The organism is Phocaeicola coprocola DSM 17136 (assembly GCF_000154845.1).
Classification (GTDB): Bacteria; Bacteroidota; Bacteroidia; order Bacteroidales; family Bacteroidaceae; genus Phocaeicola; species Phocaeicola coprocola.
This window is the reverse complement of the sequence record NZ_DS981471.1, coordinates 1-16,179: the sequence shown is the minus strand read 5'-3', so window position 1 is coordinate 16,179 and position 16,179 is coordinate 1. Positions and strand designations below refer to the sequence as shown.

At 42.3% G+C, this 16,179-nt stretch carries 16 protein-coding genes, 1 pseudogene and 1 riboswitch; of the genes and pseudogenes, 16 read left to right on the top strand and 1 reads right to left on the bottom strand.

Annotation, left to right across the window (positions count from 1 at the left end):
- Nucleotides 1-5: 5 nt before the first annotated feature.
- Nucleotides 6-1,406, top strand: coding sequence for a hypothetical protein (locus BACCOP_RS08715; RefSeq protein WP_040311965.1), 1,401 nt, complete (start codon nt 6-8; stop codon nt 1,404-1,406).
- A gap of 158 nt (nt 1,407-1,564) precedes the next feature.
- Nucleotides 1,565-2,509 (top strand): metallophosphoesterase, encoded by a 945-nt coding sequence (locus BACCOP_RS08710; protein WP_007568340.1) that lies wholly within the window; start codon nt 1,565-1,567, stop codon nt 2,507-2,509.
- Nucleotides 2,510-2,594: 85 nt separating this feature from the next.
- Here the strand turns inward: BACCOP_RS08710 and BACCOP_RS08705 are convergent, their stop codons facing one another.
- Nucleotides 2,595-4,352, bottom strand: coding sequence for a 1-deoxy-D-xylulose-5-phosphate synthase (locus tag BACCOP_RS08705; RefSeq protein WP_007568339.1), 1,758 nt, complete (start codon nt 4,350-4,352; stop codon nt 2,595-2,597).
- Between the two features lie 213 nt (nt 4,353-4,565).
- Nucleotides 4,566-4,660: riboswitch (TPP riboswitch) on the top strand.
- Nucleotides 4,661-4,724: 64 nt separating this feature from the next.
- On the opposite strand from BACCOP_RS08705, the gene thiS reads away from it, so the two are divergent.
- The 14 genes and pseudogenes from thiS to tnpB all read left to right on the top strand — a co-directional run bounded on the left by thiS (nt 4,725) and on the right by tnpB (nt 16,078).
- Complete coding sequence (gene thiS / locus BACCOP_RS08700; RefSeq protein WP_022124993.1) at nt 4,725-4,925, top strand: sulfur carrier protein ThiS; 201 nt, start codon at nt 4,725-4,727, stop codon at nt 4,923-4,925.
- Between the two features lie 4 nt (nt 4,926-4,929).
- Complete coding sequence (locus BACCOP_RS08695) at nt 4,930-5,562, top strand: thiamine phosphate synthase (RefSeq protein WP_007568335.1); 633 nt, start codon at nt 4,930-4,932, stop codon at nt 5,560-5,562.
- A gap of 42 nt (nt 5,563-5,604) precedes the next feature.
- Nucleotides 5,605-6,381 carry a thiazole synthase gene (locus BACCOP_RS08690; RefSeq protein WP_007568333.1) on the top strand — a complete coding sequence of 259 codons (777 nt, stop codon included), beginning with the start codon at nt 5,605-5,607 and terminating at the stop codon, nt 6,379-6,381.
- A 10-nt stretch (nt 6,382-6,391) separates the two neighbouring features.
- A complete protein-coding gene (gene thiC, locus BACCOP_RS08685; RefSeq protein ID WP_007568331.1) occupies nt 6,392-8,086 on the top strand; it encodes a phosphomethylpyrimidine synthase ThiC in 1,695 nt (564 codons plus the stop codon).
- An 82-nt stretch (nt 8,087-8,168) separates the two neighbouring features.
- Nucleotides 8,169-9,320 carry a 2-iminoacetate synthase ThiH gene (gene thiH, locus BACCOP_RS08680; protein WP_007568329.1) on the top strand — a complete coding sequence of 384 codons (1,152 nt, stop codon included), beginning with the start codon at nt 8,169-8,171 and terminating at the stop codon, nt 9,318-9,320.
- 161 nt (nt 9,321-9,481) lie between these two features.
- Nucleotides 9,482-10,195, top strand: coding sequence for a HesA/MoeB/ThiF family protein (locus BACCOP_RS08675; protein ID WP_007568327.1), 714 nt, complete (start codon nt 9,482-9,484; stop codon nt 10,193-10,195).
- Between the two features lie 56 nt (nt 10,196-10,251).
- Nucleotides 10,252-10,860: a thiamine phosphate synthase gene (locus BACCOP_RS08670; RefSeq protein ID WP_007568325.1), complete on the top strand. Its 609-nt coding sequence runs from the start codon at nt 10,252-10,254 to the stop codon at nt 10,858-10,860.
- An 83-nt stretch (nt 10,861-10,943) separates the two neighbouring features.
- Nucleotides 10,944-11,882 (top strand): ribose-phosphate pyrophosphokinase, encoded by a 939-nt coding sequence (locus BACCOP_RS08665; RefSeq protein WP_040311964.1) that lies wholly within the window; start codon nt 10,944-10,946, stop codon nt 11,880-11,882.
- Nucleotides 11,883-11,977: 95 nt separating this feature from the next.
- Nucleotides 11,978-13,630, top strand: a complete 1,653-nt coding sequence (locus BACCOP_RS08660) for a B12-binding domain-containing radical SAM protein (RefSeq protein ID WP_007568322.1) — start codon at nt 11,978-11,980, stop codon at nt 13,628-13,630.
- 44 nt (nt 13,631-13,674) lie between these two features.
- Nucleotides 13,675-14,625, top strand: a complete 951-nt coding sequence (locus BACCOP_RS08655; protein WP_040311966.1) for an NAD(P)H-dependent flavin oxidoreductase — start codon at nt 13,675-13,677, stop codon at nt 14,623-14,625.
- Between the two features lie 24 nt (nt 14,626-14,649).
- Nucleotides 14,650-14,784: pseudogene (locus BACCOP_RS20430) on the top strand (SDR family NAD(P)-dependent oxidoreductase); the annotation flags it as partial.
- A gap of 155 nt (nt 14,785-14,939) precedes the next feature.
- Nucleotides 14,940-15,161: a hypothetical protein gene (locus BACCOP_RS08650; protein ID WP_040311963.1), complete on the top strand. Its 222-nt coding sequence runs from the start codon at nt 14,940-14,942 to the stop codon at nt 15,159-15,161.
- A gap of 202 nt (nt 15,162-15,363) precedes the next feature.
- Nucleotides 15,364-15,732 carry a hypothetical protein gene (locus BACCOP_RS08645; protein ID WP_009131422.1) on the top strand — a complete coding sequence of 123 codons (369 nt, stop codon included), beginning with the start codon at nt 15,364-15,366 and terminating at the stop codon, nt 15,730-15,732.
- A gap of 1 nt (nt 15,733) precedes the next feature.
- A complete protein-coding gene (tnpB, locus tag BACCOP_RS08640) occupies nt 15,734-16,078 on the top strand; it encodes an IS66 family insertion sequence element accessory protein TnpB (protein WP_007567398.1) in 345 nt (114 codons plus the stop codon).
- The last annotated feature ends 101 nt before the right edge of the window (nt 16,079-16,179 follow it).

Genomic DNA, 16,179 nt, shown 5'->3' with positions numbered 1-16,179 from the left:
ACAAGATGAAACTGAAAAATTATTTGCTGGCTGGTACAGCCTTAGTAGCATTATCTTTTATGGCTGCTTGCTCTGAAGATGAAACTATTCAAAACGAGAACAATACTGAAAATCCTGGAGGCAACGATGGTGGTGATGAAACAAACGAAGACGTCATCATATGGCCTGGTGATACAATAGCTAATCTGACTAACCATTACACTGTTCCTGAAGGGAAAACTCTGATTATTAAAGCTGGTGCAAAGGTTATTGTAAGCACTGCTGGTGTAGGAGCCAACCATGCCCCAATCGAATTTACAGTAAAAGGAAATTTGTATTGTGAAGGTACAGCCGAAAAACCTGTTTTATTCTCTGTTCCTGAAGATGAACGTACTGAAGAAAATGCTTTGGCAGGTCTGTGGGGAGGTATTGTTGCAACTTCTACCTGTGGAGAAATGCTGATCGATCATACTATCATCGAATATACAGGTGGTCAGGTTATTGAAGGTTCTCCTGCTGCTAGTGCTGGTATCTATACTGCCGGTGATGATGCTTATCCACAAATTACAACCAATAACATCAACGGCCGCTATGTTATCACAAACTCTGTTTTGCGTAACGGATGGTCAGACGGTATCTACCTGATGGGAGGAAATGCCATTATTGCCAACAACATTTTTGCTGCCAACGGATATGACGGAGCTGAAGCAGTAAATGTAAAAGCAGGCTGTGTAGTCGATGTAGCAGGCAATGTAATGTTCAGCCCGAATACCAACGGTTTGAAATTATCTAGCTCAGGCCAGAGTGAAGATCGTGGAATGGCAAAAATACAGGCATACAACAATACAATCATCAATGCCGGATGGCGTCGTGACGGAGAAAAAGGCGGATGTGTTTATGTAGAAAAAAATGCTTTTGCAAACGTATTCAACAACCTGATGGTAAACTGTAAGTTCAGAGCCATGACTCCTAGCTACGATCTTCCAAACAATCCGGATGAAGGATATTGCAGCGAATCTGTTATTGATTACAACTATTATGCTTCTGGTACTCAGAAAAGTAATGTTGTCTTTGAAGATGAATCAGGCGTAGCATATTCATGGGAAGGATATGCTTATGCACACAAAAACTATTACGAAGGCGTAGTAGACGCAAACAGTATCATCACAAAAACAGCATCAGACTGTGCTACCAACGATCCGAAATTTGTCAACTTCCCAATCAACGACGTAGCTTTGACAGATTACATCTATCAGGACGCATGGGATTTCCACGTACAGGCAGGATCTCCGGTTCTGGCAGGTGCTTATGACGGAACAGATACCAAAATGGCTCCTTACTTCGGTACCGAAGGATTGCAGGTAAACGGACAAACCTATACTTCTCCAAAAGTAGAAGCTCGTTTCGGTGCCTATGGAACTAAATAAACATTTCTAATTTCTAGAAACTTTGTCAAAGAAAGGTTCGGACTGCACATCGGTTTCGAACCTTTTCTTTTTCAAAAAAAATAATTTATCTCATTAGAAAATTCATATTTTTTTCAGATTCAGTATCGAACTTTGCACTGAACAAAAAACAAACTATTATGATTTCAATTAAAAAAACATTTATCACACTATGTGTTGCATTGGCCGCAATAAGCGGATTTGCCCAGAACACAACCGAATGGACAAAACTAGAAAAACCTATCAATTTTATCTTAGCAAATGACCTGGGACGAAATGGCTATTATGACCAGAAGCCAATCGCTGAACTGATGGGTAAAATGGCTGAGAATGTAGACATCGAATTTGTAGTAGCTGCTGGAGATGTTCACCATTTCGAAGGTGTACGCAGCACAACTGATCCTTTGTGGATGACCAATTATGAGCTGATCTATAGTCACCCCGATTTGATGATTCCCTGGTATCCTGTTTTGGGAAACCACGAATATCGTGGCAATACACAGGCGGTTATCGACTATAGCAATGTAAGTGCACGCTGGAGAATGCCCGACCGCTACTATACACGTGTAGAAGAAAATGACGGAGTAACAGTTCGCATGGTCATGATTGATACAGCGCCACTGCTCGACAAATACAGAAAGGATACAGAAAAATATCCTGACGCATGCAAACAAAACATGGATAAACAACTGGCATGGCTCGACTCTGTACTCACTACAGCAAAAGAAGACTGGGTACTGGTAATTGGACATCATCCCATCTATGCAGATACAGACAAGAGTGAATCAGAGCGTACCGACTTGCAAAAACGTCTGGATACAATTCTGCGCAAACATAAAAATGCAGACATGTATTTATGTGGACACATTCATAATTTCCAGCACGTACGCAAGGCCGGCAGCAACATCGACTATGTAGTAAATACCTCCGGTTCACTCAGCCGTGACGTAAAGCCTGTCGACGGAACAAAATTCTGTAGCAGTGAAACAGGATTTTCTCTGATAACAGCCGACAAGAAGGTACTTAACCTGCATATGATTAATAAAGACGGTAAAGTGATTTATACAGTTACACGAAACAAATAATAACGCGTAAGCACTTCATAAAAAAGACTATAGCAGCATTATACAGTGTCCTGCTATAGTCTTTTCTGTTTATAATCTGATCTGATTACCAATATTTACGTATATCTTCCACAATCTGCACATCTGTCAGTCTGTTTGCTTTTAATAATTCTTCTGTGATATAACGGTCGGCAAATTCTTTACGTACTCCGTAATTCAAGACCTTCACATCCGAACTTCCATAAAAACGGGCAATCTTTTCACCAAAACCTCCATCCAGTTCACCGTCTTCCAATGTCACGACTAATGAATGTGAGCGTTTCAATTCTTCCAGCATCTCAACATCCAGTCCTGTAATATAGCGAGGGTTTATCAAGGTAGCTTCTACTCCACATTCTTCTTTCAAAAGCTTTGCAACCGACTCTCCTAATCCATAAAAGGCTCCTAAACCAAGGATTGCCACCTTTTCTCCTTTTTGTACTAACTTATAGCGATTCAAGTCGCTATAATCTGTATCGAAATCCAGATTGCCAGATACAACAGAAGCACCCGGAACACGAATAGCAACTGGATGCTCATGCTGATGAATAGACCATTTCAACATAGCGAAGTACTCCTCTTTACAAGTAGGAGCCAGATAAACCATATTAGGAATATTGCATATCAACGGGATGTCGAAGAAACCGAGATGAGTTTCATCGTTCATACCAGCTATTGTTCCCATAAAGACAACAATCGTAGCCGGATTGTTATTGATACACAGGTCTTGAGACAACTGATCGTAAGAACGTTGTATAAATGAGCTATAAACTCCATATACAGGCTTTCCACCACCTGCAGCAATTCCTGACGCCAATGCTACGGCATGTTCTTCGGCTATACCAACATCAACAAACTGCTTTCCTGCCTGCATACGGCGATCAGAATTGAAACCCATGACAGAAGGAGTACCTGAAGTTATGGCAACAATGCTACGGTCTTTCTTCATTTCTTCCAGAAGGAATTCTCCAGTCAGTTCGGAATAATCTTCTTCACCTGAGAAATCGTACTTAGGATTACCTGTTTTCAAGTCGAAAGGCATTCCCCAGTGCCATTGTTCCTTGTGGGTTTCTGCCGGCAGATAACCCTTACCTTTCAAGGTATGAATATGAACGACTACCGGACGAGGTGTATCCTTTACGCTACTAAATGCCGTAATGAGCGAAGCAATATCATTTCCGTCCTTCACATATAAATAGTCAAGACCCAATGAGCGGAAGAAATTGCAAGATGCCTTACCTTCTGTTTCACGCAGCAAACGCAAGTTCTGGTACAATCCGCCATGATTTTCGGCAATAGACATCTCGTTGTCATTGACTACAATAATCATATTGGTTCCATTCTCACCGGCATTACTCAAACCTTCATAGGCCTCTCCTCCACTCAAAGAGCCATCGCCAATCACTGCAATAATATTTTCATTACCTCCCTTCAAGTCGCGTGCCTTTACCAGTCCGCAAGCCAGACTGACAGAAGTCGAAGTATGTCCGATAGTAAAAAAGTCGTGTTCACTTTCCTGTGGATTGGTATAACCGGATACCTTATCGTAATCTGCTGCATTCAAAAAGGCACCTTTTCTACCTGTCAGAATTTTATGGGTATAACTTTGGTGCGACACATCATAAACAATCTTATCGTGTGGTGAACTAAATACATAATGCAGGGCAATAGTAGCCTCTACCATTCCTAAATTGGGTCCGATATGTCCACCATGCTCACTTAATTTATGCAGTAAAGCCTGACGTATCTCGCCGACCAATATTTCCATTTGTTCAACCGACAATATCTTTACATCGGCAGGAGAATCAATTTTTTCAATATACATAATTCAAACATTTTTATTACGATGCAAAAATAAAAGTTCTTCCCCGATTAGTTCATAACCTATTTACTGGAAATATAACCTCAATTACAGATAAAGAAACTTTCTTTTTCTACCCGATAAATTATCACTTTATAGGTGACACCCGAAAAAATAAAAGAAAAACAAAGTGAAAATTATCAAGATATACAGCAAAAAGTGTATCTTTGCCCACAAGTAAAAACAAAGGGGTGCCCTCCGGACGGGCTGAGATCATACCCTAAGCACCTGATGCGGTTAGTACCGCCGAAGGGATTGTTATTCGTATCCATCATATATCTTCTCCGATTCTCGGGACAGCTCTTTGTTATTACTTTCACTAAAAATATCATTATCATGAAAGTACAAGTCAACAACAAAGAGGTAGAACTTACCACAGGAAATACCATCTCTGCTTTAGCGGCACAACTGGATTTACCTCCACAAGGAGTAGCCATAGCATTGAACAACCGTATGATTCCCCGTAGTCAATGGGCAGAACAAGAAATACAAAACGGAGATAGTCTGGTTATCATAAAAGCTGCATGCGGAGGATAAAGAAATGGAACTGCAATTCATCACACATTTTACAGACCAATATTCTTATTATGATTCGGCACGTATGGCACTTGAAGGAGGTTGCCGTTGGATTCAGCTGCGCATGAAAGACGCAACTCCCGATGAAATCCGTCCGGAAGCTGTCCGTATACAGGCTTTATGCCGGGAATATGGTGCGACCTTCATCATCGACGATCATGTAGAATTAGTAAAAGAACTGCATGCCGACGGAGTTCATTTAGGGAAAAAAGATATGCCCATAGCCGAAGCACGTCAGATTTTAGGTAAAGATTTTATTATCGGAGGAACGGCCAACACCTTCGAGGATGTACAGATGCATTATCAGGCAGGAGCAGATTATATCGGCTGCGGTCCGTTCCGCTTTACTACGACCAAGAAGAATTTAAGTCCGATTCTTGGACTGGAAGGGTATAAAGCAATCGTATCGCAGATGAAGACAGCCGGAATCAATTTGCCCATTGTAGCCATTGGAGGAATTACCTACGATGATATTCCCTCAATCATGCAAACCGGAGTTACAGGTATTGCGCTGAGCGGAACAATTCTTCGGGCAGAGAATCCGGTAGTCGAAACGCACCGCATATTAGAAGCTATTCAGAACTCTAAACAGCTTTAATCAAAGAAAAGGATTACAAAAAACTCAAAAACAAAATATACAATGGAAAAACTTATCATTGCCGGAAAAGAATTTAACTCCAGACTGTTTCTGGGAACCGGCAAATTCAATTCAAACCAGCTCATGGAAGATGCTATCCTGGCATCAGAGACTGAAATGGTAACCGTAGCCATGAAACGTATCGAACTTGACAATAAGGAAGACGACATGTTACGTCATATTATTCATCCGCACATCCAGCTATTACCTAATACATCAGGAGTACGTACTGCCGAAGAAGCCGTATTTGCTGCACAAATGGCACGTGAGGCTTTTGGAACTAACTGGCTGAAACTGGAAATACACCCAGACCCACGTTATCTGTTGCCTGATTCAACCGAAACCCTGAAGGCTACAGAAGAATTGGTTAAAATGGGATTCGTTGTATTACCTTATTGCCAGGCTGACCCGACTTTATGTAAACGTCTGGAAGAGGCCGGTGCGGCAACTGTCATGCCACTCGCAGCTCCTATCGGAACAAACAAGGGATTGCAGACACGCGACTTCCTGCGTATCATTATCGAACAAAGTAATGTACCTGTTGTTGTCGATGCTGGAATCGGCGCTCCAAGTCATGCTGCTGAAGCTATGGAAATGGGTGCTGCTGCTTGTCTGGTAAATACAGCTATCGCCGTAGCAGGAAATCCTGTAGAAATGGCTAAAGCCTTCAAGGAGGCTGTCATCGCCGGAAGACGTGCTTACGAAGCAGGTCTGGGTATTCAAGCTGAAAACTTAGTTGCATCAGCTTCTTCTCCGTTAACTGCATTTTTAAACGAATAACTACACGTTCATGAATAAAGAAAAAGATAAAAAGGCATATGCACATGCCGAAAAAGCTTATATGCAAGGAACACTTTTCCCTTTCATAAAAGTAGGGATGCAAAAAGTGAATCTTACTCCAACTGTCACTATTGTCAATGGAGAAAAGGTCATGACTCCTAATGCCCCTGTTTATGTTTACGATACAAGTGGACCTTTCAGTGATTCCAATATTAAAATCGATCTTAAGAAGGGACTTCCCCGTATGCGCGAAAACTGGATTGTAGAACGTGGCGATGTAGAACAGCTGCCTTCTATCACTTCAGAATACGGTAAGATGCGACGCGACGATCATTCGCTCGACCATCTGCGTTTCGAACATATTGCCTTGCCTTACCGTGCCAAAGCCGGAAAATGCTGTACACAGATGTATTATGCCAAACAAGGTATTGTTACTCCGGAAATGGAATATGTAGCTATCCGAGAGAACATGAACTGTAAAGAGTTGGGTATTGATACGTATATCACTCCTGAATTCGTTCGTGATGAGATTGCGGCCGGACGTGCTGTATTGCCGGCAAACATCAATCATCCGGAATCGGAGCCAATGATCATCGGACGTAACTTCCTGGTAAAAATCAATACCAACATCGGCAACTCGGCTACAACTTCCAGCATTGATGAAGAAGTAGACAAAGCTGTATGGAGCTGCAAATGGGGAGGTGATACACTGATGGACCTCTCTACCGGCGACAACATACATGAAACTCGTGAATGGATTGTACGCAACTGTCCGGTTCCGGTAGGTACAGTGCCTATCTATCAGGCTTTGGAAAAGGTTAACGGTAAAGTAGAAGACTTGACTTGGGAGATTTACCGTGATACACTAATTGAACAATGTGAACAAGGAGTAGACTATTTCACTATCCATGCCGGAATACGCCGCCACAATGTTCATCTTGCCGACAAACGTCTGTGTGGTATTGTATCACGCGGAGGTAGTATCATGAGCAAATGGTGTCTGGTACACGACCAGGAGTCATTCCTTTACGAACATTTTGACGATATTTGTGATATACTTGCTCAATACGACGTAGCTGTATCATTGGGCGACGGTCTGCGTCCGGGATGTATTGCCGACGCAAACGATGAAGCACAGTTTGCAGAACTCGACACAATGGGCGAACTGGTTGTACGCGCATGGGCTAAGAATGTACAAGCATTTATTGAAGGTCCGGGACACGTACCTTTGCACAAAATCAAGGAAAACATGGAACGCCAGATCAGTCATTGTCACAATGCGCCGTTCTACACTCTTGGTCCTTTGGTTACTGATATTGCTCCGGGATACGACCATATCACCTCTGCTATCGGAGCCGCTCAAATCGGCTGGTTGGGTACAGCCATGTTGTGCTACGTTACTCCGAAAGAACATCTGGGATTGCCTAACCGTGAAGATGTACGTACAGGAGTTATCACTTACAAGATAGCAGCACATGCAGCCGACCTTGCCAAAGGTCATCCAGGTGCACAAATACGAGATAATGCCTTAAGCAAGGCCCGCTACGAATTCCGCTGGCGCGACCAGTTCCACCTGAGTCTCGATCCGGACCGTGCACTGGAATACTTTAACGAAGGTCGCCATACTGACGGCGAATACTGTACAATGTGCGGACCGAACTTCTGTGCAATGAAGTTGTCACGCGATCTTTCAAACTTGAAATAATAACCTATCAATCATGCATTTCCGTCGTTTATCCAGAATGGCGGAAATACATAAAAGAATTTGAAAACTATCCATAAATATCATGTTTAGTGACGAATTAGAAAAAATAAATTGGGAAGAAACAACCAAAGCCATCTACTCAAAGACTGAAGCCGATGTGTTGCGCGCATTAGGAAAATCACATTGCGACGTAGACGACTTTATGGCACTGATTTCACCCGCCGCCGAGAAATTTCTCGAACCAATGGCACGCCTGAGTCGCAAATACACAGAAGAACGATTCGGCAAAACTATTTCAATGTTTATTCCTCTGTATATTACCAATTCATGTACGAACTCATGCGTGTACTGCGGATTTCATATCAGTAACCCGATGGCACGTACCATTCTTACTCCGGAAGAAATAGAAAACGAATACCGGGCAATCAAAAAACTCGGTCCATTCGAAAATCTGTTGATTGTAACAGGAGAAAATCCTGCCAAGGCCGGAGTTCCTTATATAGCTAAAGCACTTGATTTGGCAAAACCATATTTCTCGAATCTGAAGATAGAGGTTATGCCACTTAAGACAGAAGAGTATGCCGAATTGGTAAACCACGGTCTGAACGGAGTGATCTGTTTTCAGGAAACATATAATAAGGCACGCTATAATATTTATCATCCGCGTGGCATGAAATCGAAATTCGAATGGCGTGTAAATGGTTTCGACCGTATGGGACAGGCTGGCGTTCATTCTATCGGTATGGGAGTTCTGATCGGCTTGGAAGACTGGCGTACAGATGTAACAATGATGGCTTATCACCTGCGCTACCTGCAAAAACATTACTGGAAAACCAAATACAGCGTAAACTTTCCACGCATGCGCCCGGCTGAAAACGAAGGTTTCCAACCGAACGTAATCATGAGCGACAAAGAGCTGGCTCAGGTGACATTTGCCATGCGTATATTCGATCATGACGTAGATATATCTTACTCTACCCGTGAGCCGGCTAATATCCGTGATCACATGGCTACACTTGGAGTAACAACGATGAGTGCCGAGAGTAAGACAGAACCGGGAGGTTACTATACTTACCCACAAGCGCTGGAACAGTTCCATGTAAGCGATGAGCGTACAGCGGTAGAAGTAGAAAAAGCATTAAAAGCCATCGGACGTGAACCCGTATGGAAAGATTGGGATGCTTCATTCGACCACATGTCAAAACAGCTTCACACCTCTGCCGTACAGAAGTAAAAACAAAAAATAACATATTCCGGAGAATATCAATACCTTTTCAGAAACACATCTGATTTTCCGAAAAAGTAATGATATCCTTCCGGAAAACTTTATTTATACATACAAAATTCCCCAAATACATTTCATCTTTTCAGACAATTTCTTTTCATAATATCCCCATGCAACTGACAGAAAAAGAAAAAGAGAGATATAATCGCCAGATTCAACTCGACGAGATTGGAGAAAAAGGACAGACATTGCTCCGACAAGCGAAAGTCCTGATAGTAGGTGTAGGTGGTCTGGGCTCACCTATTGCTATATACCTTTGCGGTGCAGGAGTAGGAACCATCGGACTAGTAGATGATGATAAGGTAAGTGAAACAAACTTACAGCGCCAAATTCTCTACAATGAAACCGAGATAGGAAAGCCCAAAGCACTTTGCGCAAAAGAACGCTTGCAGAAACTGAACAGCAATATTTGCATTGAGGCCTATCCTACTCGTCTTACTAAAGAAAATGCTCAAGAAATAATCAGCAGATACGATATTGTAGTTGACGGATGCGACAATTTCCAAACGCGTTACCTTATAAACGACACATGCTTATTATTAAATAAGGTATATGTATATGGTGCTATCCGTGCCTTCGACGGTCAAGTATCCGTTTTTAACTACCAGGGAGGAAAAAACTACCGCGACCTCTTCCCCGACGAGGAAGAAATGCTGTCCATGCCTGCTCCTCCCAAAGGGGTATTAGGAGTTACTCCCGGCTTAGTCGGCTGCACACAAGCCAACGAGGTTTTAAAGATAATTTCAGGATATGGCGAAGTTTTAAGTGACAAATTGTGGCACATCGACCTCAAAACAATGGTTACGCACACGATTTTGCTCTAAACAATTAGGAATATTACAAACATGTTACTACCTTTGTGCCACAATTACGTTGTCACATGAAACTTATATTGATAACCAGACCCACATATTTCGTAGAAGAAGATAAAATTATAACTACACTCTTCGACGAAGGATTAGATTATCTTCATCTGCGCAAACCCGACACAGCTCCGGTTTATGCAGAACGTCTGCTTACTCTTATCCCGGAAAAATACCGGAAGCGTATCGTAGTACATGGACATTTCTATTTGAAAGAAGAATATAATCTCAAAGGTATTCACCTGAATCATCGCAACCCTATTGCTCCCGATAATTACACTGGGCAAATAAGTACCTCCTGCCATTCATTGGAAGAAGTAAAAGAAAAGAAAAACAACTTCGATTATGTCTTTCTCAGCCCTGTATTCGACAGCATTTCAAAACAGGGATATGCAGCAGAATATACACCGGAACAAATCCGTCAGGCAGCTAAAGACGGTATAATCGACAAACGCGTCATAGCACTTGGAGGCATTGATGAAGACAATATCCTGCAAGTAAAAGATTATGGCTTTGGAGGAGCTGCTATTTTAGGTGGACTTTGGAATAAATTCGACCTTGACCACGATTATAATTATCAGAATCTTATTGAGCATTTCAGGAAATTGAAACGACTTGCTGATTAAAGTTTTTTCATTTCATTTGCCATGCTTGGAGAAATGCCGTAACTTTGCGCCAAAAATATTAGGCAATATATCAAAATATTACAATGAGCGAAACATCATCATTCAAAGTGTTCTCGGGTACAAACTCGAGATACCTTGCAGAAAAAATCTGTAACAGTTTAGGATGCCCACTGGGTAACATGAACATTACTCATTTCGCCGACGGCGAATTTGCAGTATCTTACGAAGAATCTATTCGCGGACAGCACGTATTCCTCGTACAGTCAACTTTCCCGAATTCAGACAACTTAATGGAGCTTTTGCTGATGATTGATGCAGCAAAACGTGCTTCAGCTAAAAGTATCATTGCCGTAATTCCGTATTTCGGATGGGCACGTCAGGACCGCAAAGACAAACCACGTGTATCTATCGGTGCAAAACTGGTAGCTAATTTGTTGAGCGTTGCCGGTATTGGCCGTCTGATAACAATGGATTTGCACGCAGATCAGATTCAGGGATTCTTTGACATTCCGGTAGACCACCTTTATGGTTCTACTATTTTTGCTCCTTACATCCAGTCTTTGAATCTGGAAAACCTTGTCATTGCAACTCCTGACGTTGGTGGCTCTAAACGTGCCAGCACTTATGCTAAATATTTGGATGTACCTTTGGTGTTGTGCCATAAGACACGTGAAAAAGCAAACGTAGTTGCTTCTATGCAAATCATCGGTGACGTTAAAGATAAAAACGTTATCCTGATTGACGATATGGTAGATACTGCCGGTACTATTACCAAAGCAGCTGATATCATGAAAGAAGCCGGTGCAACTTCAGTTCGTGCTATTGCTTCTCACTGCGTAATGTCAGGTCCAGCTTCTGAACGTGTTCAGAATTCACAACTGGAAGAAATTGTATTTACTGATAGTATTCCTTATTCAAACCGTTGTGCTAAGGTTAAACAGCTTTCTATCGCTGATATGTTTGCTGAAACAATCCGCCGCGTGATGACTAACGAATCTATTAGCTCACAGTACCTGCTGTAATCAATATTTTATTACTATAATTAATGTCATCCTGAGCGTTTCTGTCTATATAGAAGACGTTTAGGATGGCATTTCTTTTATACATTCATTACTCTATGAAGATAGTCTGGCTCGACTTAAACAGTTCCTATGCACATTCTTCTCTGGCATTACCTGCGCTACAGGCACAGATTGCTGATAATAAATCGATAGAATGGGACATTGTATCTGCAACCATCAACGAGAATCCGGGAATGATTGCCGGAGAAATATATCGCCGTAAACCAGATATTATTGCTGCTACCTGCTGGCTTTTCAACCATGAAATACTGCTCCATGTGCTCTCACGCGCCAAAGCATTATTGCCCGACTGTTGCATTGCTTTGGGAGGTCCGGAATTTCTAGGAGAAAACCAAACTTTCTTAAGACGTAATACATTCGTCGATTGTGTTTTCAGAGGAGAAGGAGAAGAAGTGGTAAGCCAGTGGCTGACATGCTGGAACCAACCTGATGCCTGGAAGGACATCACCGGATTATGCTACATAGACGCTAAAGATGATACATACCATGACAACGGTATAGCCCGCGTACTCGATTTCGATCAGCTGGTTCCTCCCGAAACCAGTCCTTTTTTCAACTGGAGCAAACCCTTCGTACAACTAGAAACGACACGCGGATGTTTCAATACCTGTGCGTTTTGCGTAAGTGGAGGAGAAAAGCCGGTCCGCACCCTTCCGTTGGAAACAATCCGGGAACGCATCATTCTCATCCACCAGCATGGCATTCGCAACATACGTGTACTAGACCGTACTTTCAACTACAACAACCGACATGCAAAGGCATTGCTCAGTCTGTTCCAAGAATTTCCAGATATCCGCTTCCATTTGGAAATACATCCGGCTCTACTGTCCGACGAGCTGAAAGAAGAACTGACGCATATGCCCGACAACTTGCTTCATCTGGAAGCCGGCATACAGAGTCTTCGTGAAGAAGTTCTGACAACCAGCCGACGTATGGGCAAATTGTCCGATGCTCTAGAAGGATTGAAATTCCTCTGTTCATTGAGCAATATGGAAACACATGCCGATCTGATAGCCGGACTTCCTCTTTACCGTCTGGAAGAAATATTCGAAGATGTACGTACGTTAGCTTCTTACCGTGCAGGAGAAATACAGCTCGAATCATTAAAGTTACTGCCAGGCACAGAAATGAGACGCAGAGCTGCCGAACTAGGCATCAAATATTCTCCATTCCCTCCTTATGAGGTATTGGAAACCGGAGAGATCAGTCCGGAGGAGTTACAGACGGCACACCTGCTGTCACGCTTGCTTGATGGATTCTACAATACCCCCGTATGGCAGCACATCACACGACGGCTAATTGTAGAACAGCCAGACTTTCTGCATCGCTTTCTCGAACATCTGATTGCACTTGGAGTAGCCGACCAGCCCATGAGTCAGGAACGTAGGGGAATCATTCTGTATGAGTTTTGCAAGCAATCCTACCCTTCTTATGAAACGGCAGCAACTTTGGCATGGATAGAAGCAGGAATGTCACTCAAGAAACAGCCGGCAGCCCGTATCCGTACCAAGCATGTCACACCTCCTGACAGCTGGAATATCGTATATGGAGAATATCACGATCATCTGAAGCTATGTCTGCTTCCCGCCAGTGAGAACAAACCGCTCAACTACTGGTTCGGATTCGAAACAGAAACTCAGCAACCTCGTCCGGTATTTAAGGCTACAAGCCAGAAGAAGGAACTTTGAGAAAAGCTCAGAAAATCATATCTTTGCAAAAAGCAGAACAGACTATGAACAGAATATGTCATCTTTTCGGAATAAAATATCCCATCATTCAAGGTGGAATGGTATGGTGCAGCGGCTGGCGACTGGCATCGGCAGTAAGTAATGCAGGAGGACTGGGACTGTTAGGAGCAGGCTCTATGCATCCTGAAACCTTACGCGAGCATATACGCAAATGTAAAGCAGCCACCGACAAACCGTTCGGAGTAAACGTTCCATTGATGTATCCGGAAATAGAAACCCTGATGCAAATTATAGCCGAAGAAGAAGTGAAGATTGTCTTCACCTCCGCCGGAAATCCGAAGATATGGACCGAATGGCTGCACAACAAAGGGATTATCGTAGCTCATGTAGTATCTTCCACACGCTTCGCAGCAAAATGTGAAGAGGCTGGAGTAGACGCTATTGTAGCCGAAGGGTTCGAAGCAGGAGGACATAACGGAAAAGAAGAAACTACAACCCTGTGTCTTATCCCGGCAGTCAGGAAAAGTTGTACACTCCCACTAATTGCAGCTGGGGGAATAGCTACCGGTGAAGGTATTCTGGCCGCAAGAAGTCTAGGAGCCGATGGAGTACAGATAGGCACACGTTTTGCATTGACTGAAGAAAGTTCTGCCAGTTTCGCGTTCAAAGACCGCTGTCTGCGACTGAATGAGGGAGATACAATACTTACGTTAAAACAGCTTTCTCCTACCCGACTAGTGAAAAATGATTTCTACAAACACATTGAAGAAGCTGAAAAACGCGGAGCTTCCGTCGATGAACTGCGTGATCTGTTAGGACGCGGACGTGCCAAACTAGGTATTTTCGAAGGAGATTTATTCGAGGGAGAACTGGAAATTGGTCAGGCGGCATCAATGATTAAGCATCTGCAACCAGTCAGTGAAGTTATGAAAGAACTGGTAGAGGATTACAACACTGCACTCCGCCGGATACAAGATGAATTAAATTGGAATTAAATAAACTGATAATCACATTTCATTATGGCAGATAATTATCTGGAACGGCAGCGAGAACAATATGAAGCTCGAAAAGCCGCATGGGAAAAAGCTAAAAAATTAGGAAAGAAAAAAATAAAACCAGCCGTTAAATCTCAAAGTCAGTCTACTAATAAACCCTGATTACAACTGAAAGTTTTCTTCTGTTTCATTCGAACGGGTATAGCAGCTTATTAATAATGCAAATCAGGAGTTAGCTCTCTGATTCGCATTAGTTACTTATCTTTGGATAAGGTAGAATGCGGTTCTGCGATTACAACATAAATATGACAACAATGGGAAAAGAAGCAAATCTAAATGAACTTAGGATTTCTAATGAGGAATATGAGGCTCTAACGAAGTGCCAGCCTGAAGTAAGATATCAGTATACGCTTAAAAGAATTGCTGATACTGAAACAATGTGGTCAATAGTTGGAGATAAAAACTCCTTTGCGATTCAGCCTTTTGGAAAAGAACGACTACTTCCGACAATGAGAGAAAGTCAAAAGTCGATATAAACAATATCATAAATACAGAATAAATTAAAACTGATGTAATAATAACCTTTAAAGTTATAACTGATATTTTTCGTAACATATATGTAAACCTTTTAATATAAGGCCATATCTTAACTCATTCTTGTAACCATTCTATTTTCCGCCTTGACACGCATGTTCCCTAAACCTACCTTTGCGCCGTAACCCTTAAACAACAATGATTATGGCAAAAGAAAAAGTAAACTACCAGGAGGTATATGACCTCTATCAGTTATGCAGTGAGACCAAGGATCTTCGTGAGTTCTGTGCGGATTATGGAGTAAATTACGACAAGTTCATGAACTGGCAGCGTCATCAGCTATGGAGCGAAAAGTTAGGCAAGACAGTCCAGGTTGAGCAGCCCAAGGTTGCCAAAGTCCGGATAACCGGCAAGCCTTGCAACAGTCCAACCGTAAAGTTGGAGGTGAAACAACCTGAAGGTGAATCTCCGATTAAGTGGGTAAAACTGCAATTGACATCAGGTGCCACATTGTTCCTAAGAAATACCACAGTTCTTGATTTGAGTCTGTTGCTTAATAAAATGATAGGATGATATGCTTGGACTTAGCGCTAACCTGAACTATTACCTGTTCAACGGTAATGTGGATTTGCGGAAAGGAATCTTCCGCCTGTGTGAGAGTATAAGGGAAGAGATGTCACTTGACCCGAGCGATGCATCCAATGTATATATGTTCATGTCCAGGAACCGAAAAGTTGTGAAAATACTTCATTATGAACGCGGATTTTATGTGCTTTACGAGAAACGTCCTGTCATGGGGAGATTCAAGAAACCTGTGTTTGATGAAGTCTCCAAATGCTACCGGATACAATGGTCGGACATGGCCTATCTTACGGAAAGTATAGTAGTTGACAAGATGTACGTCAGTCCGAAAGATTAATATTAATACATTGATTATCAATAAAAATAATATAAGAATAAACGATAAAAAGTTTGCGTAACTGCCTGATTTTTCGTACCTTTATATCATGATTGATGAAA